The sequence below is a fragment of the Microcoleus sp. A6-C6 genome (genome assembly GCF_036705955.1).
Taxonomy (GTDB): Bacteria; Cyanobacteriota; Cyanobacteriia; order Cyanobacteriales; family Microcoleaceae; genus Microcoleus.
This window is the reverse complement of the sequence record NZ_JAUBVR010000012.1, coordinates 19,932-41,401: the sequence shown is the minus strand read 5'-3', so window position 1 is coordinate 41,401 and position 21,470 is coordinate 19,932. Positions and strand designations below refer to the sequence as shown.

Sequence of the window (21,470 nt, the reverse complement as noted above, 5' to 3'; positions counted from 1 at the left end):
GCTTACTACCCGAAGTTCTGGTAAAAAACCCGGTTTCTTTAGTCCCTGTTCGTAATTCCTGAACTATTCAAGATGTAAAATATATTATATAAAATGCAAACTGTCAACAAATTAAATCTCAAAAAAATACTTATTTTAATTTGCAGCATCGCCGTAAGCTTGGCAATTATCTTATCTATTTACTCTCACAATGCTAATGCCCAAGAACCTTACAAACCAGCTCCAAAAAGCACTGTATCCTCCAAAGGCTTGGTTGAGGTAAAAATGACGGTAATTGGGGTAGACCCGATTAAAAACGAATTAGAAACCCGTTTACAGTTTGAACTAAAAGGTATCTATAAAAAAGGGCCGACTTACCCCGCTCAAGACTTGTTAATGACAGTTAATGGCGCAAATGTAGTGGATTCGGAAATTACCTTTAAAGAAGGCAAACCGATGATTGTCCCTGCATTAAAGTTTAACTTAGTCAAGGGAAAAATTAATAATTATCCGTTTGATACGCACATTGCTAAAGTGGCTATTTCAATCGATCCGCTGGCTTCGATCGGCAAAAAATTTGCTCCCTTTGAACTGAATCCCGTGCCGCTGGAATTTAAGTTTAATGCCGATGTTCCCGGTTTTGACATCAGTTATAAGCCGATGGAAGAGAATTCGTCTATCTTTATTTATATTGATGTTGCTGCAACTCGATCGATTCCGGTGAAATTCTTTGCTTTAGTGATTATTGTGATCATGTGGGTGCTGTCAAGTATGGCGCTGCTGCTAGCATTAAAGGTGATGAAATCTGGCAAGTTACCGGAAGTGGGAATGCTGAGTTGGACTGGTGTGATGTTGTTTGCTTTTCCTGCCATTCGCAACTCTCAACCGGGAGTACCACCTGTGGGAACTGCTAGCGATTTCCTGTCGTTTTTTTGGACTGAGATTATTGTTGTGGTGGCGTTGGTGATTATCGGTAGCTGTTGGTTGAAGCGGTATCATCCGCCGGTTGATGAGTAATATCGTTTGTAGTGCGGACTTCAGTCCGCTTTCATGCAGCGGACTGAAGTCCGCACTACAAACTGTCAATTTTTCACCTGCAAATTCTCAATATCCTTGGCGGGTACACCCAAGCCGCGCAAGATAGTAAAAGCAATAATTCGATATCCCGATGGATTGGGGTGAACTCCATCGGCTGCTAACAAATTTAAAGTTTTGCCGGCGTGTTTTTGATAGGTGCCGATCACTTCCCGAAAAGGTGCATTCAAATCGATAAATAAACACTGGTTTTGCTTGGCAATTTCTCGCATCGCCGCAACATATTCTTGCAACCTGCGATTTTCTGGGCCGTCTAGAATTTCGCGGATGGGAGTAGGAGAAAGCAGGACGACTCGAATTCCGGCGGCTTTTGCTGCCTGCACCATTTGGGTTATTTTGTCTATGTATTCTGCCAGCGATACTCCGGTGGCTAAGTTGCCTTGCGGATGAAACTGAAGCTTTTGGAAGTCGAAGAAAGCGTGCCAAACGTCGTTGACTCCGGCGTTAATCATGACTAAATCTGGCTTTTTGTCGATCGCATCTTTCTGAAAACGCGCTTGCATATCAGTCGCCTTGTTACCGGAGATGCCAGCGTTGACGATTTCGATTTCGCGATCGGGATACAGGGCATTCAGATAGCGTTGCAGCAGCCAAACGTAACCTCCGGGGTATTTCCCGGCTTCGGTGATGCTGTCGCCCACAGTCACAATTTTGCGCTTGCCGGCGAGCACGTTCTGGATTTCTGGCGGCGGCGATGCTTCGGATACGGGCTCTTTAAACATGGGAATTAAGGAGTGAGGAATGTTGAAGATGATAACAACCGCAATTACGGCGAGAGCAAGTCTGATTAAAACTTGCTTCAGGGGGGATTGGGGACGGGGCGATTCCCTACGGGATAGCTTCGCCGCGCGTACATTTGGAGACATTACGCAGTTTGTATTAAATTGATGCTTGAGGAAATTGTATGATGAAACTACAACAGTTATTACAATCCAAGCGCGAGGATATTCTGGCGGTGGCGCTGCGACATGGGGCGTTTAATGTACGGGTGTTTGGTTTGGTGGCGCGGGGTGTTGTCGATGAGATTAGTGATATTGACCTTTTGGTGGATTATGATTTACAGAAAATTTCGCCTTGGTTCCCAGGCGATGCTCTTGATGAATTTGCAAGATATACTAGGTTGTAAGGTAGATATTATGACGGAACAAGGATTAAGCCATTTGATTAAGGATCGGGTTTTGGCGGAGGCGAAATATTTCGTCAATTTTACTTTCAAGGAGGCTGTATGATGACTTTACAAGAAATTATCGCTCAGGTCGAGAGTTTATCAGTAGAAGATCAGGATCAGTTTTTCGAGTTTATCCGCAAGCAACGGATTGAAAATCGGCGAGCTGAAATTTTGGCGAATGCTCAAGAGGTTTTTAAGGCTGTAGAGACGGGAACAGCCATGAGAGGAACTTTTGAAGAGTTGAAATCATATTTATTGGAGGATGAGGAATGATTTTAACAACCTATCCGAGTTTCAAAAGAAGTTTTAAGCGATTACTGAGATGTTACGAGTTGTTGCAAGTTATAATGATTTATTAATTGTTGAAATTTTGAACGGTTGAGGGTATTATTATGAATGACAATTCAGATAAAACAAATATTTTTGTGATAGACAAAGAATTCATAGCTGAACTACGATCTTTGGTCGAAGAAGTAGCGATCAAAGCCAAATATCAATATATTGAATTTTACTATAAGAGATTACCACTAACGAATTTCTACGGCTTGTCTAACTTTACTCCTCATTTTTCAATTACAGGGGCATACGAAGGTGAGGAGTATAACATAGATACGACGATTGAATTATTAAATCAATTAGGAAGTCTGGGTTGGAGATTTATTAGCGTTATGGAACGACGTTTTGCTGGAAAAAACTCTGAAGGTAGCATGGAGTTTTATCATAGCAATGTTTATTTATTGGAAAAGAAGTCATCCGAGTTCTGTTTGGATCAATTGGCAAATATACTAAACACTGAAAATATAGAAAGTAAAGACACAGAAAATGAAGATGCTGATGCTGATAATGAAAATATAGAAAGCAAACACACGGAAAATGAAGATACCGATCCTCTATCTTTAGTTCCTATTGAAGAATTACAATTGTCAGTTCGTGCCTATAATCTTCTAAAAAGAGCACGAATAGACTCGGTAAAAGATTTGTTAGACTATAGTAAAACAGATCTCAGTGAGATCCTAAAACATCGTAGGAGTGAAGAGGAGGTAGTTGAAACGCTTAAAAAAAGATTTGACCTGATACTGAATGACGATTAAATGGCTTTTTTAACCTTGATACTGAATCGAGAAACTTGACCTAATATGCACAGGGTGGAAAGCCTACCGCAAATACAGCGGTTCCCGCTTTCATGAGGTATAGCAGCAACAATTAACAAACCAATTTCTTAAATGTTGAGGATTCATTGAGTGTGCCGTAATACAGCAGGAACCGCTGTAAAAGTTAAGTCCTCAACCACTACCATGCTCTTATTAAGAGCTAAAAGCAATCTAGCAAAGACTTAAAGAATAAATTACAAAAATCTTGCCGATTTTGATTGTTTGTGTTATCATGACTTTTATAAGCCCAAAGCTTAGAAAATCCAGCACTCCCTGCTTTGCAAGAAGCAAGTGCAAATATTCAAACTTAGCACTTATAACCTTCTCCAAAAATTCGACAGTTATCTTGTCGGGTGAGCGTTTGGTTCTTCCAACGCTTAACAACCAAAAATTGAATAATGATCAACCTTAGCCAGGAGTTCTACCAAGAACTCCTTTTTTTTGTCATTTACACATCGAATTAAGTTGAAATTTTGTTTGCTGAATCAGAAAGGAGTTTTTGACATGGCTAAATCCAAACATAAAAGCATTAGAAATCAGCCAGAGATGTACGACGAGATCAAAAAAAGCTGCACCTTTGGCCTCACCAAAACGGCTATCAAAAAACTGGATTCTCTTTCTCAAAGATACGGTATTTCTCGCTCGGAACTTGTTGAGCGAATTGCTAGAGGACTTATCAAGTTATAGCAACCGCCAAGGCTATTAAGGCGCTTTGGTAATTGATCCCTTCTACTTCGCGAACTGGGTGATGAGTAAAGCGCCTTGGCGATGCTGTACATACATTTTTTTTAAATGCTGTATAGCCGAGAATAGCCATGAGATTAACTTTTGAGAATTTGAAGTCATATTTATTGGAGGATGAGGAGGAATGATTTTAACAACCGATCCGAGTTTCAGAAGAAGTTTTAAGCGATTAATCAAAAAAAATCAGCAATTACAAAACCAGATATTAGAGGTTTTAGAATTGTTGGGCGATGATCCTTTTAATCCGGCTTTAAAATCTCATAAGTTAACGGGTAAATTGAACAGCTTATGGTCTTGTTCAGTGGCTTATGATTGTCGAATCATTTTTGCTTTCAAAAAAGATGCTACAACAGGTGATGATTTAATTGTCTTGGTTGATATTGGAAGCCATGATGAGGTTTATTAATATGTAGCTGCGCCTTGACTCTATGCCCTACGGCTCCAAGCCCCTTGATTTCGATTACGATAGAAACAGGACTTACGCATTTCAAAGTAATTCTTTTTTTTTGCCCATGAGTTCCGACTTAGTTCCCCTGCTTCCGAAAGTATCGATCGGCCGTCGCGCTGCTGCTTTCTGCATCGACGCGATCGCAGTTGGGTTGCCCAGCTTGCTTCTCGGCACTAATCCGATCGCCCAAACCATCTTTTTTGTCCTACTGTGGATGATCCTGCGCGTACCCATCGTCAGGAAAAACCACGGTCAAAGTATCGGGCGCTGGGCGTTGGACATGAAAATTGCCGATGTTAGATTCCAACGGATTCCCGGAGTGCAGGAACTTTGCAAGCGCGAGGGATTGCTGGGCATTTGCGCCGCCCTAGCCTTTGCGGGTGTAGGCGGACTCACATCTACCAACGCCGCCGTCTTGCTGCTGATACTGCCGCTGGCGATCGACTGTAGCACTGCTTTCATCGACACCGCCCGGTTTCCCCAAGCTTTTCACGATCGACTCAGCGGGACGATGGTCATCGGAACCAAGCGCGGCTACTCCCTCGACATCAAAGTTAGAAGATTGCTTGACCAAGTGCAGAGCAATGTGAGAAGATAATAAATTGTGTTTAAATTAGTCGAAATTTATTTAGAATTATGGCTAAAGGCGTCCGCATCATAATTACCCTAGAGTGTACTGAGTGCCGAACCAACGCGAGCAAACGCTCCAAAGGCGTGTCTCGGTACACCACCACCAAGAACCGTCGCAACACGACGGCGCGGCTGGAACTCAAAAAGTTCTGCCCCCATTGCAACAAGCACACTGGCCACAAAGAGATCAAATAGTCATTAGTCATTAGTCATTAGTCATCAGTCATCAGTAGTTGGCAATTGATATTGACCCGCGAACAGCAGATAACTAACAAATGCTTTCCTGACGGCTAGCAACTAACGGCTAATAACTAGGAACTAACAGTTAACAGTAGTCAACAGTCAACAAAGAACAAACCATGACTTACTTTCGCCGGCGCGTTTCGCCAATCAAACCAGGAGACCCGATCGACTACAAAGATGTCGATTTGCTCAAAAAATACGTCACAGAACGCGGTAAAATTTTGCCCCGCCGGATTACCGGTTTGACGGCAAGACAGCAACGCGACCTGACTCGTAGCATCAAAAGAGCAAGAATTGTAGCTTTGATGCCCTTCGTAAACCAAGAAGGTTAACTGGATTTTGGATTTTAGATTTTAGATTTTGGACTGGAAATAAGACTTACGCGAAAACAACGTCTTTTTGTCGCCAGCGATGGTCGCTAATCGATCGCAATATTTTGTATTGAGTCGCTGCTGCGTAAGTCTTAGTCAAAATCTCAAAAGTTAAAGATTAAAGCATAAAAAGCATAACTTTTTAGATGTTATTTTTAACAATTGATGTAAAAATTGTCAACATCCAAAATCTAAAATCCCACATCGTAACCAGATAAATGGTAATAGTAAAAATATCAAATATAAAATAATAAAGCTGCCAAGTGGAGAAGGGAACGTTAGTAGAATTTAGAGTGCACGGCGACCGTCGTCTGGCAGTTGCCGATCGCCCCGACGGCAAGAAAAACTGGGTTGTCGTAGACGAAAACGGTCAACCGCACAGCATACCGCCCAAACAAATCAGCTACGAAACAGTCGGAGAAACTTACAAACCCTCCGACATTTCCAAATTTATTAAAGAAGTAGAAGGTTACTCAGATCCATCGAGTCTAGAAGTGGCTTGGGAACTGCTAGTGGATGACGGAGAAAATACAGACCCCGAATCCCTGGCAATGTTACTATTTTCCGATCGCACTCCGGCGCAATGTTATGCAGCTTATTGTTTGCTGTCAACTGATAAACTGTATTTCAAACAAAAGGGCGATCGCTACGAACCGCGATCGGCCGCCCAAGTAGCCGAAATCAAACACCAGCAAGAAGTAGAACAGCAGCGACACCAAGAATCCCAAGGATTTTGGGATCGAGTCAAACAGCGACTGGCTGGGGAAAATAATGTAGATTGGCTTCCTAGCGATCGAACTCGCCTCGATGCCCTAGAACGGTTTGCCACCCTCGGAGAAGAAGCAACCCATCGCACGCCGGCATTAGAAACTTTAGCCAGCTTACAACGTCCCGAAAACCCCGAAGCAGCATTTGGGCTTTTAGTCGATCTCGGCCTGTGGAGTCCCCACGAAAACCTGTTTTTGCGGCGCAGCCAAATTCCTCTACAACTATCGGCAAAGGTATTAGAAGTGGCGCAAAGCTGCCTAAAAGAACCCTCAACCGACTCCGATGCAGATCGTCTCGATTTAACTCACCTCAAGGTTTACACGATCGACGACGAAAGCACCACCGAAATCGACGACGGGCTCAGCTTAGAATTCCTCGAAAACGGCCAGCAGCGCCTGTGGATACACATCGCAGATCCCACCCGCTTGCTTACCCCCGGAGACGAACTCGACCTCGAAGCCAGAAAGCGCACCACTACGGTTTATCTGCCCACGGGCATGATCCCGATGTTTCCTCCAGCTTTGGCAACCGGGCCGATGAGTTTAATTCAAGGTAAAGAGTGTAGCGCCCTCAGCTTTAGCGTCACCTTAGACGAAACAGGCGCCGCCCAAGATGATTACAGCATCCACATCAGCAAGATCAAACCTACCTACCGCTTAACCTACGATGATGTAGACGAAATGCTGGAGTTGGGAATCGAAGCAGAACCGGAAATAAGCGCGATCGCCACTTTGGCGAAACTGCGCCAAAAATGGCGAGAAGCCCAAGGTGCAATCAGCATTTTCATGCCCGAATCGGTGATCAAAGTCAACGGCGACGAGATCAAAATCCACGTCATCGACGACTCCACAGCCAGACTGCTAGTAGCCGAAATGATGATTTTAGCTGGCGAATTAGCCGCCCGCTACGGTCAAACACACAGCCTACCAATTCCCTACCGCTATCAGGCGCAGCCAGAACTCCCCCCAGAGGAAGAACTGCTAGCCGTACCCGCAGGCCCAGCCCGTGCTTGCGCCGTGCGCCGCTGTATGCCCCGCAGCGAAATGGGTCTGACCCCAGGACGGCACGCAGGCTTGGGTTTGGAATCCTACACTCAAGTTACATCTCCCATCCGCCGTTATACCGACTTGTTGACTCACTTCCAAATTAAAGCCCATCTGCGGGATGAGCCCCTGCCTTTTTCGGCCCAAGAAATACAGGATATTGTGATGTGTCTCGGTACCGCAGTTAGAGAAGCCTCTACCGTGGAACGCCAAACTAACCGCTATTGGGGATTGGAATATTTGCGGCGCAATCCTGATGAAGTTTGGGAAGCTTTGATGCTGCGCTGGTTGAGGGAAGATAGCAATCTTGCTTTGATTTTGTTGGAAGAGTTGGGTTTGGAATTGGCGATGCGATTTGGTCGATCGGTCGAAATTGGCGATCGGCTAGAAGTCAAAGTCACTCACTGCGATCCGCGATCGGATGTGATTAACTTCCAAGAAGTGATTCTGGAAGCGGCACAATAGGATTTGAGATTTTGGATTTTGGATTTGAGATTTTAGTTATTGTAGGGTGCGTCAGGTGAGAAGGTAACGATCAAAGACTCAGAATTTTCCTCCTGACGCACCCTACGGTTAGTTAGCTATTGTAGGGTGCGTCAGGTGAGAATATAAGGATGGCAGACTCAGAATTTTCTGCCTGACGCACCCTACGGTTAGTTAGCTAGAAACCAATACGCTTAGGTTAGCAATCTCAGACGAATTTTATCTCACGAATTTATGGGAGATACACACCTGTGAAAGGAAGTCTAATTGTTCTTCTCTAAACGCTATTCGGTTAAAACTGCTCACTCTTCAACCCGCGCATCCGGGTTTTGTTTCTGTAGAGGCGGTTTCAACCGTACGTCTTAACTAAAATCTAAAATCTAAAATCACAAAATGCCCAATTCAATTAACCAAGTTCAGCCGCCGCTGGAATTCATACCCCCAGCCTACAACCCCCTAGTAGTCAAGGGTTGTCAGCAAATACTCCCTTGGTGGCTGCGATTTAAGACGAATATCAGCCACATTCAAGCCGAAAACGTCGAAACCCTCGCCGAATTATTCCACCAATTTCAAAATCAGAAAGTTCGTTTCTTGCTAGCCTTCCGCCACCCCAACTGCGACGATCCCTACTGTTTGGGACAACTGGTTTGGAAACTCGTTCCCCAGGCGGCGCGCGCCAAAGGCATTCCCCTGCAATTCCCCGTACATTCCCACTTTATCTACGATCGCGGAATTCCCCTGTGGGCCGGTTCTGGCGTCGGCTGGCTGTATTCTCGCCTCGGTGGTACTCCGATTGTGCGCGGTAAGATCGATCGCGCTGGATTGCGATCGGCCCGCGATTTATTTGCTAACAGCCAATTCCCGATCGCCGCCGCCCCAGAAGGCGCTACCAACGGTCATAATGAAATAGTTAGCCCCCTGGAACCGGGAATCGCTCAAATGGGTTTCTGGTGCGTTGAAGATTTGCTGAAAGCCGGACGTACTGAGGAAAAAGTGTTAATTGTGCCGATCGGCATTCAATACCGCTATGTCAATCCGCCTTGGGAACCCTTAGAAAAACTTTTAACTCAATTAGAAATAGATTGCGGACTGCCACCCTTAGATCGCACCAATGTTGCCAATTTAGAGGCGGAAAATTCCGCTCCAGAAGACCAAAATCACAAATTTCAATATCTGCGACTGATTCGACTTGGCAGCCACTTATTAACAGTAATGTCAGACTTTTACAGCCGTTTTTATCATAAAAAGATACAACCAACAACCTCGATTTTAACATCATTATCCCTACCAGACACAACGACCAATGATTCGAGCAATGAAGTGATGGTAGCTCGACTGACAGCACTGTTAGACGTGGCTTTGCAAGTAGCAGAAGAATATTTTTACTTAAAGCCCAAAGGCAGTTTAATAGACCGCTGCCGCCGTCTGGAACAAGCAGGCTGGGACTATATTTATCGAGAAGATATCAAAGATATTGCAGCACTTTCTTCCTTAGAAAGAGGATTAGCCGATCGCCTCGCCGAAGAAGCAAGTCTGCGGATGTGGCATATGAGACTGGTAGAAAGTTTCGTGTCCGTCACGGGCAGGTACGTCGAAGAAAAGCTGACAGCAGAACGGTTGGCAGAAACAACTTTGCTGCTGTGGGATGTACTGGCTCGCATCAAAGGCGGAAATCCTTTTGGCCGCCCTTCTTTGGGCAAGCAGCAGGTGCAAATGACCGTGGGCGAACCGATATCAGTGGGCGATCGCTGGGAGGCATATCAAACCAGCCGCCGTTTAGCAGTTGCCGAACTCACCCAAGACTTGCAATCAGCTTTAGAAGGAATGATTAAATCTTAATTACTCCAAATTTGCAATTAGGAATACGAAGAGAGAAGTAGGAAGAGAGAATCAAGAAGAGAGAAGCAAAAATAAGGATGATATAGCAACCGCCACATAGGTTAGGACATAAATAATGTCATGAATAGATTCTATAACCCTGTAACCTAAACGGTTTGATTCTCATACTATGTAACTGTCAACTGTCAACTGTCAACCGCTATATCTTGCCTTTCTGTTCCCGCTCCGTTTTTGATTGGTCATGAAGCAAACAACTTGTTATAAACTTGGAGAAGATGTATAATTAACAGCAACTAATATCCAGTGCCGGTTAATCACTGACAATAAACTTGTTGATAGAAGAATTTATATGTTTGAGGATTTAATTTTTCATGATCAACTTAATTAGAATGGTTTAACCGGACTCGTTCCAACAATAAACGCTCGACAATGAACCAACAAAAATAACCGATGAATAACAAACATATAGATTTGTATACTAACTCAATCAAGCTAAAATTGCTGAATTATTTAGCCCAGGAATTGCTCACCCCGCTCACTTCTGTCATCGGCATGACGAGCGTGTTGAACCAAGAAATTTATGGCCCATTAACCAGCAAGCAAAAAGAATATATTGATGTGATCCAAGACAGCAGCCAGTCTTTGCGATCGCTAGTTGAAGAAATTTTGGGACTGGCAGAACTAGATGATTCCGCTTTCACCTTGAAGCGAACCGCAATTGATATAGAAACTTTGTGTCAGCAAGTGGTGACAACCCTCTCGCCGGCGGCAAGTAGACGAGAAGAAGAAATTAACTTGTCGATGGGGCCCGGGCCGCGCATCTGGTTGGCGGATAAGGATAAAGTTCAGCAAATGCTGCACCACTTAATTTTTAGCATTATTCAATCTGCTGGGGCAGGCAGCGTGATTCGAGTCCACCTTTCTCGGAAAGAAGACGGTATCAACATCGGAGTTTGGGTTTTTCATCCTTGGTTGGGAGAAAGTTTGCCCCATGCTAAACTCTACTCCGACTACTTGCAGAAGGTCGGAGCCGATAGCGGTGCGCGATCGAACTCCGAAACCAGTTCCCTCGGACTCGAACCGCAACTCCCGAAACAGACACAGGGTTCCCAGCGATTAACGCTGGCGTTTTCTGAGTTGGCGGCTTTGGTGGCCCAGGATGCTGCGGATACCGCACCTGTGTTAGCTGGTTACGGCGCCAGGGAACGCTTGGGGCTGCTGCTTTGCTGCCAGTTGGTGGAAATTCAGGGCGGCCAACTCTCGATTCAGGGCACTCCAGAATCTGGATATCGCTACGTGCTCTGGCTCCCCTGCACCAATGCTACGGAGTTGTTGGAATGGTAAAAAGTGAAGGAAGAAGGAAGAAGGAAGAAGGAAGAAGGAAGACGGAAGAAGGAAGAAGGAAGACGGAAGAAGGAGAAAGGGAGAGGGGGAGAATTGCCCAATTACCCATTCCCAATTACCGATTACCAATTACCAATTCCCAATTCCCAATTTCCCAATTACTAAGTACAAATATAAAAGTGAAATGAATTCAGTTTGGCAACAGTTAACTCTGGCAAATTTGCCGCTCTCTCAGTGGCAAAGTGGCAGTTATTTATTGAATTTGGCGATCGGCTCTTTGCGTAGTTGGCGGCAGAGTAGCTGGCTGATGCAGTGGGCTGAACCCCTGGGTTTTGGTTTGCTGGCCTTGACGTTTAGTATGGGCCCGTTTGTGAACAATGCCCTGGTGGGGGTGTTGATGGCTGCTGGTGCTGCATTTTGGGTGCTGCTGACTGTTTCGGACGATCGCGCGATCGCCCTCACACCCATTCACTTACTGGTACTTTTGTACTGGGGCATTGCTACCGTCGCCACCGCGATGTCGCCGGTGAAAGCCGCCGCTTTTACAGGTTGGACGAAGCTAACGCTGTATTTGCTATTTTTTGCCATGATGGCGCGGATCTTGCGAGATCCCCGACTGCGATCGTGGTTAATAGCCGTATATTTGAATGTCGCTCTAGTTGTCAGTTTCTATGGCGTGCGGCAGTGGATTGATAAAGTGCCACCATTAGCTACTTGGAACGATCCAACTTCTACTCAAGCTGATGTCACGCGAGTTTACAGCTTTTTGGGCAATCCAAACTTGCTGGGTTCCTATTTGCTTCCAGCCATTGCCTTGAGCGCCGCCGCACTTTTTGTGTGGCAAGGATGGGGAACCAAACTTTTAGCGCTGACGATGCTGGTGGTGAATTGTGCGTGTTTGCGCTACACCGACAGCCGGGGTGCTTGGATCGGTTTTGTGGCTCTGCTTGTGGTGTTTTTGGTGCTGCTTTGGTACTGGTACAGCCCTTTGATGCCTAGGTTCTGGCGTACTTGGGCGCTGCCGTTAGGGTTAGGAGGTTTGGCTGGGGCGTTAATTTTGGGAGTGGCTTTGGTGGAGCCTCTGCGCGATCGAGTTTCGAGTATGTTTATCGGTCGTGGTGACAGCAGCAACAATTTTAGGATTAATGTTTGGACGGCGGTGATTGACATGATTCGCGATCGGCCAATTATCGGCATTGGGCCGGGAAATACTGCTTTTAATAAAGTTTATCCGCTTTATATGAAGCCAAAATTCACTGCTTTGAGCGCTTATTCTGTGCTGCTCGAAATTGCTGTAGAAACAGGCTTTATCGGTTTAATGTGTTTCCTGTGGCTGATGACTGTCACCGTCAATCAAGGTTTGTTGCAGATAAAAAGATTGCGCGATGCCCAATTTAACATCTCTAACTCGCAGGAAGCATCCCCAAATCTTAACTCGAATCAGGGGTTTTGGTTGATTGGGGCGATCGCAACTTTAACTGGCATGATGGCTCACGGTTTTGTCGATACCGTTTGGTACCGGCCAGAAGTTAATATGCTTTGGTGGTTGATGGTGGCGATTATTGCTAGTTTTTACAGCAACTCGCAACAGCAACAAGATTCAGCTTTAACCGAGGGCGAGTAGAGAGAAACTGGTAGCGGGGTTTTCTCCCCGCAGGCCTGCGGATGCTAGTTCAAAAAAAGAATGCAGCTTTAGGCAAGCTGCAAGCGATGATAGTCATCAGTCATTTCCAATTCTTTAATCTCAATTCTTTAATCTAAAATCTCAAATGGTATAAGGTGCGCATTGCGCACCTACACAACTACTACTACATACTACATACCTGTGGATGTAAAGTGCTGATGGCGCACTCTAAAAAATTCCTTGAAAATAACTCTTATTCTTCGCTCGTAGGAGGCATGACGAACCTAGGACACGGATAATTTCCACCATTTCTATCTCTGCACCGCCGCCACGTTGACTGATTCGAGTTGAACGGCGTTTCGACTGATTCATTCACTGTGGGCTTAACAGTCGCAGGAGTTGGCAGTGCTCTTGAGGCTTGACTTAGCTCCAGTACCGTTATAATTGCCAGTATGGTTGATGAAAGCAAAACTGTGCGTTTCATTTATTTGTTTTTTCCTCTTTTAATCGTTGACGTGCCATTCCTATCCATATATCCTCATCGAATTCTTGGGAATCCGCATACTTTAGACAAATCTTCCACTGTGGTAGCGCCTCCTTCGTCTTTTTCATCCCTTCGAGGACTTGCGCTTTTAAGCAGTAAGTTGCTGGTCTTTCGCTATCCAGCTTAATTGCTGCATCCAGATGCTGCAATGCTTCTGAATATCTACCCTGCTTCAGCCGAGCCCATCCCAAATTTTTGAGTAAAGAATATTTTACTCGATCGTCCTCAGCTAACTTTAAACCTTGCCACAGCAAGTGAACGGCAGCAGGATAGTTTTTTTTGTCTACTATATATAATCGAGCCAAATTGCTGTAAGCAGCAGGCATACCGAGTTTTGCAGCTTGCAGATATTTTCCTCTGGCGCATTCTAAATCTTGCACCTCTTCGCAAAGCCATCCCAAATTGTAAAGAGCTGGTCGGCTTTTGGGATCTACGGAGAGCGCTAACTCATAGGCTTCTTGAGTATCAGCCAATCGATTGGCTTTATAGTTTTCCAAGCCTTTATTGTTAAACAGTGAGGCGAGTTCTGGCAACCCAAATTGCCAGCCACCAAAGCCTACTGCTAACATCAGTAGAAATGCCGCCCATTTGGACTGATGATGCTTTTTTGTTGGCTCTTTCATGACATTAAAAATTTTAGCTAACGGTGTCGTTTTTAGCATCTTTTAACTTGAGAGTTGGGATATTTTCTTGTCTAGATTTAATTACCACCCTCATGGCATCATAATTTTACGAAATGACTCAAGCTTGAGCCTATTTCTCATTTCTGGTTTGCAATTCCACAACCGAATGCTGGCGTAATGCTGTGATTACGTAGATGTATTCGAGCATAGGTTAATCTTTCGTGGGACTCCACAAGCAATCCGGATATTTTCAGAAAGATTGAAGCGGGAAGCGGGAAGCGGGCAGAATGTTTACGAAAATAAGTAATAATACTTAGTCTGGACAGCAGATAGGGGACAGTAGACAGTTGAGAGGTGACTGACTACTGACTACTGACTATTGACTACTAACTACTAACTACTGACTACTGACTACTGACTACTAACTACTGACTAAAATTGCTTCATTGCGCGCTGCATATCCCGGTTGTCTTCCCGTTTCTTCAAATCTTCGCGCTTGTCGTAAAGTTTTTTCCCTTTCCCCAAACCGATATCAAGTTTTACCCAGCCACCTTTCAAATACATTTTTAACGGCACTAAAGTCAAGCCTTTTTCTTCGACTTTCCCGATCAATTTGCGGATTTCTTGCTTGTGCATCAGCAATTTGCGGGTGCGGCGAGGCTCGTGATTAAAATAGTTGCTAGCACTTCTCCAGGGCGAAATATGAACGTTAATCAGCCATATTTCACCGTTTTTGACCAATGCGTATCCGTCCCGCAAATTTGCTTTTCCTTCTCGAATTGATTTGACTTCGGTTCCTTTCAATTCGATGCCCACCTGATATGTATCTATAATTTCATACAGATAGCGCGCTTGTCGGTTGTCGCTAAGAATCTTGTATCCTGTACTTTTTTCGCTCATTTTTACCTCCGATAAAATTATTATAAGGCTAACATTTATGTATAGAAAATAGAAGCTTGACAAAACTTAATTTACAGGTCTAGGCATTACCAATTTTGCTGAGCTAAGATTTCATCAATGTGAATGTCAAGCGGTATTATGCAGCGCACCAACATTCCCGATTCGGGAATTTCAGATTCTGTTAGTCCCCCTCATGCGGTTAATTTGGTTTGGCTGGCTCCTTTTTTGCTGGCTCTTGCTTGGTTTTGGGCCAATATCTCGGCTGTTAAGTGGCTGTTATCCTCGTTTGTTGAGATACCGACACTGTACAAGATAGCAATTGGTTTTTTGATTGTAGCATTAGTAGTGCGATCGCTCAGTTCGGGCGATCGCCCGTTAGCGAAGCCCATCCCTACGGGAGGCTCATCAACGAAGAGGATCGCCCTTTCCCCAAATATCGTTTTGAGGCGCAATCCGCTGCTGTTGATGTTGGGTACAGGTGTTTTGTCGATCGCCGCAGGGTGCATAATAGATATCCCACAACTTACCGTACTGCTATTTATCCTCGGAACTTACGGGCTGTGCGGCTTGTTTGCGGAGCCGAACTTTTGGCAAAAAAACTTGCCAATAGCCGGCTTACTGGCTTGTATTTTACCCTTCAGCAACCAGTTTAATAGCGGATTGGGTTTACCCGCGCGAGTAATGACTGCTCATGTAGTAGAACAATTGCTCTCAATCCTGCACGTAGGAGCTATTTCTTCTTACGATATCCTGATTTTGGAAAACGGTATCGCTCAGGTTGACGTGCCTTGCAGCGGCATTAAAACCCTATTAGTCGGCACGCTATTTCTGCTAATGGCTACCTGGTTAGAAAGCCGAAAATTGAGTTTTCAATGGCTAGCAGTATGCGCTGCCAACTTGTTAATGTTGTTGTCTGCTAACGCTTTGCGGGTTGTCGTGTTAGTGCTGGTTGCCCAAGCTTGGCAACAGCCAACCTATGCAGAAATCCTCCACGTACCCCTAGGAATTGTGGGTTTAGTCTGCGCTTGTTTTGTAAGTTGGTTGATGCTACAACAAGTTCCCAAATTTCAGGCAACCCAAGAAAGTGATTTTAACTCGCAACAACATTCAGAAATACTGAAAAATCAGCCTCTGGCAAAACCCGGACTAATTGTGGCAGTAGCTGTTTTGGCAGTAATTGCTCAATTATATCATGTAGAAAGTGACAAATTGGCGATCGCCCCTTTGCAACTACCGGCACAAATCCTATCCGAAGCAATCCCCCTGAATGCCAGCGAGCAAAAATTCTTCGGTAATTACCCAGACACCCAAACCGAAAAAAAGAGATTTGTCTCCGGCAACTTAAACGGTTCCATGTTGACAGTAGCCAGCACATCTTGGCAAACCTATCACGCACCAGAGTTGTGCTTTGTCGCCAGCGGCATCCCCGTCAATCGCATAGAAAAAAAACAGCTAACTCCTGCTATAACAGCGCGCTGGCTGTCTCTCAAAAATAACCAACTATCTGCTGCATACTGGCTGCAATCTTCCCAGCAAACCACAGATAACTTCTTGTCGCGCATCGGCAGCGACATCACCAATCGCAATCAGACTTGGGTGCTAGTTTCTATTCTTTTTGACAGTTCCGTAAATCCTGAAAATTCCGAGGTGCAAGAGTTTACTACTAACGTACATAATGCTGTCAAACAAAGCTTAAAAGGAGCAAAACATGAAAGGCAAGCAGGTATTTAATGCAATTTTTAAAATTATTTTCTGGGTGTGGAACCTGACATTTTTGTCAATTGTTTATCTGGGATTTTTGCCGTACCTGGCAATTCCCTTAATCCAAGCAACAATAGACCGAATTATTCCCATTGAATTTTCCTTGACTCTAACAGCACTGATCGCAGTACCGACAGTATTTACCATAGTCGGAGCAAGGCGTTTTCAAAGGCAACCGCTACAGCTAATGCGCTTATTTTACGGAGTAGAAGCGCCGTTATTTTTACTCTGCTTAGTCAGGCTATTTATGCTGCGAGAACTGAATCCAGCTAGCTCGCTAATTATCGCTACAATCGTTTTGTGCATCGCAGCATTTTTAGTAGAAATGCTCTACGGATATTTGGGTAAACAAGAAAATATTGAAGATATTTCAACATCTCAAGATGCTGGCAAAAAACAGCCAAGTTTGATGGGATTCCTGGGAAACAAGCGAAGTGCGTGGATACAGTTAGGATTTCACAGCTTAATGTTGTTAGTGGGAACTTGGGCGGCAACCTTGCTGATGTTTTATGCTTTACCCATCGCACTTGTGAGCATAGTTGGATTTTTTAGTTTTGGCTGGGTGACACCACTGATAGACTCTCTAAAGTACAGTTCATTTGAGATAATTTGGTGGCTACCATTATCCTTCATTCTATTTGGTCTTACCTCCAGCTTATTCGTGGTAATGCCTTCACTTTACGGCTTTCTTTACATCCAATCCGGGCGCAAAATATTAAACAGTTTTGCTTCCCAATACGGAAAAAATAAAGCAATCATGGGCAGCTTGGGAGTTATGGCGGCTTGGCTGGCGATTTTCGCAGCTTTGCTACAGCAGCCCCAAATTCAAGCAATAAAAATGCTAGCGACTCCCGCAGCAAATGATACTGCGCGTCAAACTTTATTAGCCAAGTCTGATATGATTCGATCGGGCTTAGTTAACGCTTATTTATCTCCGTACCGCTACCTCAGCACTGTGGGAGAAAACAACCACATTTATGAGATGTACAAAAATACTTTCAGTTTGCCCGATCGCGCGGCTCGGAACGTGCAGAACAGCTACAATTATTTAATGTCGCCGTTTTTGTATCAAGGCTCTGATGCCGATGTTAAAAAAGCCGAAAAACTCTACGCTGAATTCTTCGATACCGAAATTCAAAAAGGCAACGCAGCAGCAGTAAAGCACGCGGTGCAGTCAACATCTAACCGCGAAGAAGCTAAGGCAGGTTTGCTGAATGTCAATGAGGAGAAAGTATGGTTGCAATCGCAAGAAGTTACAGTTACTGAAAACGGCGATTGGGCTGATGTTCAACTCTACGAAGTTTACAAAAATCAAACGCCGAACTTGCAGGAAGTATTCTATTACTTTTCACTGCCGGAAAGCGCCGCAGTTACAGGAATTTGGCTGGGCGATACTGGGGAGTTGAAAAAGCGTTTTGTATTTACGGTATCGCCCAGAGGTGCTGCACAACAAGTTTACAACCAGCAGGTGAGAGAAAGGGTAGATCCGGCTTTGCTCGAACAAGTTGGCCCGAAACAATACCGTTTGCGAGCTTTTCCAATCCCGCCTAAACGAGAGTTTACTCAAAATAACGGGCCGACGGAAATGCACTTGTGGCTGACTTACAAAGTCATGCGACAAGCACAGGGTTGGGCGATGCCAATCTTGGCTGAAAAACGCAATATTTTTTGGAATCAAAATACTCGTCGGGTTATAGCGGGGAAGGATATTAAATACAGCGGAAAAGAGGCAAAAGAAACTTGGTTGCCGACTTTTGTGCCAGCAGTTTCGCAGCAGCAAGCAATACCGCGTCTGGCGAATTTACCTGGGAAAAATACGATTTCTGCTAAGCCACTGGTTGAGGCAAATTATTCGCTACCGCAGGGCAAAAAATTTGCAGTGATTCTGGATACTTCCCGCAGTATGGCGGGGGAAATGAAGGAAATTAAGGAGAATTTTGAATGGTTGAAAACGAATACTGTAAAAGCAAATACGGTTGATTTGTATGTGGCGAGTGCTGCGGGAATGCCGCCGAAGTTGGTGGAAGATTTGCGGACTTTTGATGTGGGAAAGTTAACGTTTTATGGTACGATCCAACTTAAGGATATTCTGCAACAGTTTGCAAAGTTACGCGGTGATCAAAGTTATGATACTGTATTCTTGGTGAGCGATCGGCATAGTTACGAGTTATCGGACGATCGCAAAAACGCAATTTCCATGCCCTCACCCCTATGGACTGTGCATTTGGGAGGCTTACCACCTGGTTATGATGATGGAACTTTAAAGCTGATTCAAGATAGCGGCGGCGGAGTTGCGACAAATATCACAGAGGCTATGCAGCGAGTGGCGACGACAGCAGCATCGGGTAAGTCTGCAATCAGTGTTGTTGACGGCTATGTTTGGAGTTACAGCAAAACTCCGAAGGCGGCAGCGGTTCCGAAAATTACAGATGATGAAAATGAAGGTTTTAAACCGATAGCTGCGCGGCAGTTAATCACCGCACTTAGCAAAGAGAAAAGTTCCAATCAGTTGACTCAGTTGGATGCCATGCACTCACTGGCTAAAACCTTTAAAGTCGTGACGCCTTATTCTTCGATGATTGTGTTGGTTAATGACGCGCAAAGGGAGCAGCTAAAGGCGGCGGAAGCTAAAAATGATCGATTTGAAAGAAAGGTAGAATCTGGTAAGGAGGAGTTGACGAAACCTAGCAATCCTTTGAATGTTTCTGGGGTTCCTGAACCGGAAGAATGGTTGCTTTTGATCGTTGGGGCGATCGGGCTTTTGGCGGTTTTTCTCCGTCAGCGACGCGCCAAAGTGATAGGTTGAGAGTGAAAAGTGCGATCGCCCAGGGACTCAGAAACCGGGTTTCTTAACCAAATTCCGGTCAGGATAGCCAAATTCTCGCAGAAACCCGGTTTCTGGCGATCGCCCAGGGACTCAGAAACCGGGTAAATCATGACTAATCTATATCGACAAAAACGCGATCGCCCTCGATCTTTACCGGATAAGATTCCAGGGAATCGGGTGAATTCAAACACTTACCAGTATCTAACTTGAACCGATATTTGTGAAACGGACAGGTAATAATGCCGTTATCAACCTTACCCATGTCGATCGGATATTCTAAATGAGTGCAAGCATTGCGGTAACAAGTGACATTCGCACCTTGGCGATTCAAAATCAGTGAAGTATCCTCAACTTTTACCTTTAAAATATCCCATTCTGGGACTTGATTCAGCGCTGTTATCTCTACCCACATAAAATATTTTTGCTCCGAAATGAATTTTGTCTAGGCTTACGCAAAATCTTTATATAGCGGTTCTCAAAAAAGTGAGATATGCCCTATGCCCTATGCCCTATGCCCTATGCCCTATGCCCTATGCCCTATGCCCGATAGTACCTCATATGAGAGCTCGAAAGGCTATAACTTCACCCGACTTTTGGGCTGGTTGCAGCGGACTCTACTCGCTGACAGAGGCAAAACTCAAAACGATCGCCCTCTGAGACAATCTGAGGCATGGGAAAAGCAGGCAAAGCACTCAAACAGGTGCTGAAAACTTACGTTCAAACAGGATGGTGGAGCCGTTAAACCAGCCTGGTTTTGCACATTTAGGGATGGTTTCCTGTGCGATCGCACAGATTCGGCGATCCGAGGTGGTTTCAGCCTTAGCCGTGCCTTTGTTTTTCTAGGATATGGGAAACGGGCGGGCGCTCCCAAGAAGTTGCGGGCGATAATGCTCCGCATCGCTAGCGCGATCGTGTTTCACATCTGGGAAAATAAAAATGTAACGTTCCGGTTGAGTGGCTACAAATAACTTTTTCATCACCACCAATATCTTTCGGTAGTCCGCTCCAACCGGGTTGTTAGACCGTCGCGATCGCCAGTTGACGCTGTTATTGTCCGCGTCCTGGTTTGCAATCTGCAAAACCTAATGCCTCTGTGTCAAGGAAACTAGCGATCGCCATTTCAATGACTGCTTCGATTGGGTATTCAATTTCAGCAGCACGAGCAATTAGGGCAGCACGAATTCGTTCAGGAAAACGTCCTAAAATAACTTCGGCATCAGCGAGGGAAAGTTGCTCTTGAAGTTTGGCTTGCATGGGTTTACATCTCAGTTGGAATTTGGACGTTGTAAGGGGGTTCAGTAGCTCTTAGAATGATGGCTTCTAGCTCCAATAGTAACGCAGGCTTCTCCCAATGAGAAATTGTCTGTACTGCAATCCGTATGTCTTCATCGCTATATTTATCGAGCCACGCCCACAAAAAAGCTTTGTGCCCGCCACTGAAGCGACCTCGTAAACTCTTGGTTTTACCGATGTATAGCAATCCATCAGTTCTGTGTCTGATTGCATAAATGCCAGGACGTGCAGGAATGCTCTCAAACCTACGGGTCAAGGGTTGACATTGCTCAAAAGGAATGAAAGCAATCGCGTCTAGAATTCTTCGCGCTTGGATTTGTAGGTCAGAATCATTCGTTGGCATGAAGGCAAGAAGGCTAATTGCACAGAAATCATAATCCCACAAATTCTGTTACAACCATCATCAACTAGGGATGGTTCCCTGCGCGATCGCACTGATTTGGCGATCCGAGGTGGTTTCAGCCTTGGCTGTGCTTGTATTTTTCTAGGATATGGGAAAAGAGCGGGCGATCGATCAAAGTTGCGGGCGATCGGGTTTCACCTGTCGGGAAAAATGTAACGATCAGGTTCACCGGACGCTAGTAACCTCTGC

The 21,470-nt window shown here is 44.9% G+C and carries 24 protein-coding genes; 16 read left to right on the top strand and 8 right to left on the bottom strand.

The genetic code is table 11. The features are described from left to right. Window positions 1-93: 93 nt before the first annotated feature. Window positions 94-996, top strand: coding sequence for a DUF4436 family protein (locus tag QUB52_RS07560; RefSeq protein ID WP_332972788.1), 903 nt, complete (start codon window positions 94-96; stop codon window positions 994-996). Window positions 997-1,061: 65 nt separating this feature from the next. Here QUB52_RS07560 and QUB52_RS07555 read toward each other — a convergent pair whose 3' ends face one another. Beyond that, window positions 1,062-1,940 carry an SGNH/GDSL hydrolase family protein gene (locus tag QUB52_RS07555; protein WP_332972787.1) on the bottom strand — a complete coding sequence of 293 codons (879 nt, stop codon included), beginning with the start codon at window positions 1,938-1,940 and terminating at the stop codon, window positions 1,062-1,064. Window positions 1,941-1,978: 38 nt separating this feature from the next. Between QUB52_RS07555 and QUB52_RS07550 the strand changes: the two genes are divergently transcribed. The 13 genes from QUB52_RS07550 to QUB52_RS07490 all read left to right on the top strand — a co-directional run bounded on the left by QUB52_RS07550 (window position 1,979) and on the right by QUB52_RS07490 (window position 12,930). Further along, a complete protein-coding gene (locus tag QUB52_RS07550; protein WP_332972786.1) occupies window positions 1,979-2,200 on the top strand; it encodes a nucleotidyltransferase family protein in 222 nt (73 codons plus the stop codon). 99 nt (window positions 2,201-2,299) lie between these two features. After that, on the top strand, window positions 2,300-2,515 hold the full coding sequence (locus tag QUB52_RS07545; RefSeq protein ID WP_332972785.1) for a hypothetical protein: 216 nt from the start codon (window positions 2,300-2,302) through the stop codon (window positions 2,513-2,515). Window positions 2,516-2,634: 119 nt separating this feature from the next. Then, entirely contained in the window at window positions 2,635-3,333 is a 699-nt protein-coding gene (locus QUB52_RS07540; RefSeq protein WP_332972784.1) for a DNA-directed RNA polymerase subunit alpha C-terminal domain-containing protein, read from the top strand. A 564-nt stretch (window positions 3,334-3,897) separates the two neighbouring features. Next, window positions 3,898-4,080: a hypothetical protein gene (locus QUB52_RS07535; RefSeq protein ID WP_332972783.1), complete on the top strand. Its 183-nt coding sequence runs from the start codon at window positions 3,898-3,900 to the stop codon at window positions 4,078-4,080. 181 nt (window positions 4,081-4,261) lie between these two features. After that, complete coding sequence (locus tag QUB52_RS07530) at window positions 4,262-4,543, top strand: type II toxin-antitoxin system RelE/ParE family toxin (RefSeq protein ID WP_332972782.1); 282 nt, start codon at window positions 4,262-4,264, stop codon at window positions 4,541-4,543. A 106-nt stretch (window positions 4,544-4,649) separates the two neighbouring features. Further along, entirely contained in the window at window positions 4,650-5,183 is a 534-nt protein-coding gene (locus QUB52_RS07525; RefSeq protein WP_265238845.1) for an RDD family protein, read from the top strand. Window positions 5,184-5,221: 38 nt separating this feature from the next. Next, window positions 5,222-5,410: a 50S ribosomal protein L33 gene (gene rpmG, locus QUB52_RS07520; protein WP_265238844.1), complete on the top strand. Its 189-nt coding sequence runs from the start codon at window positions 5,222-5,224 to the stop codon at window positions 5,408-5,410. 164 nt (window positions 5,411-5,574) lie between these two features. Continuing rightward, window positions 5,575-5,790, top strand: a complete 216-nt coding sequence (gene rpsR / locus QUB52_RS07515; protein ID WP_265238843.1) for a 30S ribosomal protein S18 — start codon at window positions 5,575-5,577, stop codon at window positions 5,788-5,790. A gap of 302 nt (window positions 5,791-6,092) precedes the next feature. Then, window positions 6,093-8,105 carry a ribonuclease catalytic domain-containing protein gene (locus QUB52_RS07510; RefSeq protein WP_332972781.1) on the top strand — a complete coding sequence of 671 codons (2,013 nt, stop codon included), beginning with the start codon at window positions 6,093-6,095 and terminating at the stop codon, window positions 8,103-8,105. A gap of 411 nt (window positions 8,106-8,516) precedes the next feature. Continuing rightward, complete coding sequence (locus tag QUB52_RS07505) at window positions 8,517-9,962, top strand: 1-acyl-sn-glycerol-3-phosphate acyltransferase (protein ID WP_265238841.1); 1,446 nt, start codon at window positions 8,517-8,519, stop codon at window positions 9,960-9,962. Window positions 9,963-10,412: 450 nt separating this feature from the next. Then, window positions 10,413-11,306 (top strand): sensor histidine kinase, encoded by an 894-nt coding sequence (locus QUB52_RS07500; RefSeq protein ID WP_265238840.1) that lies wholly within the window; start codon window positions 10,413-10,415, stop codon window positions 11,304-11,306. Next, window positions 11,300-11,494: a hypothetical protein gene (locus QUB52_RS07495; protein WP_265238839.1), complete on the top strand. Its 195-nt coding sequence runs from the start codon at window positions 11,300-11,302 to the stop codon at window positions 11,492-11,494. The genes QUB52_RS07500 and QUB52_RS07495 overlap by 7 nt, the downstream gene beginning before the upstream one ends. Further along, window positions 11,491-12,930 carry an IctB family putative bicarbonate transporter gene (locus QUB52_RS07490; RefSeq protein ID WP_265238838.1) on the top strand — a complete coding sequence of 480 codons (1,440 nt, stop codon included), beginning with the start codon at window positions 11,491-11,493 and terminating at the stop codon, window positions 12,928-12,930. The genes QUB52_RS07495 and QUB52_RS07490 overlap by 4 nt, the downstream gene beginning before the upstream one ends. Before the next feature lie 253 nt (window positions 12,931-13,183). On the opposite strand, the gene QUB52_RS07485 is transcribed toward QUB52_RS07490, so the two are convergent. The 3 genes from QUB52_RS07485 to smpB form a co-directional block, all read right to left on the bottom strand. Continuing rightward, window positions 13,184-13,414, bottom strand: coding sequence for an Osc7112_2153 family protein (locus QUB52_RS07485; protein WP_265238836.1), 231 nt, complete (start codon window positions 13,412-13,414; stop codon window positions 13,184-13,186). Beyond that, window positions 13,411-14,097: a tetratricopeptide repeat protein gene (locus QUB52_RS07480; RefSeq protein ID WP_265238835.1), complete on the bottom strand. Its 687-nt coding sequence runs from the start codon at window positions 14,095-14,097 to the stop codon at window positions 13,411-13,413. The genes QUB52_RS07485 and QUB52_RS07480 overlap by 4 nt, the downstream gene beginning before the upstream one ends. 432 nt (window positions 14,098-14,529) lie before the next feature. Continuing rightward, the gene (gene smpB / locus QUB52_RS07475; RefSeq protein WP_265238834.1) at window positions 14,530-14,997 is read right to left on the bottom strand and encodes an SsrA-binding protein SmpB; all 468 of its coding nucleotides are present in this window, start codon (window positions 14,995-14,997) and stop codon (window positions 14,530-14,532) included. Window positions 14,998-15,120: 123 nt separating this feature from the next. Here smpB and xrtO point away from each other — a divergent pair, with 123 nt between their 5' ends. Beyond that, entirely contained in the window at window positions 15,121-16,728 is a 1,608-nt protein-coding gene (xrtO, locus tag QUB52_RS07470; RefSeq protein ID WP_332972780.1) for an exosortase O, read from the top strand. Beyond that, entirely contained in the window at window positions 16,706-19,564 is a 2,859-nt protein-coding gene (locus QUB52_RS07465; protein ID WP_332972779.1) for a TIGR02921 family PEP-CTERM protein, read from the top strand. Before xrtO ends, QUB52_RS07465 begins: the two co-directional genes overlap by 23 nt. A 133-nt stretch (window positions 19,565-19,697) precedes the next feature. Here QUB52_RS07465 and QUB52_RS07460 read toward each other — a convergent pair whose 3' ends face one another. From QUB52_RS07460 to QUB52_RS07445, 4 genes are all read right to left on the bottom strand, one after another. Next, window positions 19,698-19,997, bottom strand: coding sequence for a Rieske (2Fe-2S) protein (locus QUB52_RS07460; RefSeq protein WP_265238830.1), 300 nt, complete (start codon window positions 19,995-19,997; stop codon window positions 19,698-19,700). Between the two features lie 427 nt (window positions 19,998-20,424). After that, window positions 20,425-20,664 (bottom strand): hypothetical protein, encoded by a 240-nt coding sequence (locus QUB52_RS07455; protein WP_332972778.1) that lies wholly within the window; start codon window positions 20,662-20,664, stop codon window positions 20,425-20,427. Next, window positions 20,633-20,839 carry a hypothetical protein gene (locus QUB52_RS07450; RefSeq protein ID WP_006631417.1) on the bottom strand — a complete coding sequence of 69 codons (207 nt, stop codon included), beginning with the start codon at window positions 20,837-20,839 and terminating at the stop codon, window positions 20,633-20,635. Before QUB52_RS07450 ends, QUB52_RS07455 begins: the two co-directional genes overlap by 32 nt. Window positions 20,840-20,843: 4 nt before the next feature. Further along, a complete protein-coding gene (locus QUB52_RS07445; RefSeq protein ID WP_332972826.1) occupies window positions 20,844-21,221 on the bottom strand; it encodes a GIY-YIG nuclease family protein in 378 nt (125 codons plus the stop codon). Window positions 21,222-21,470: the final 249 nt, after the last annotated feature.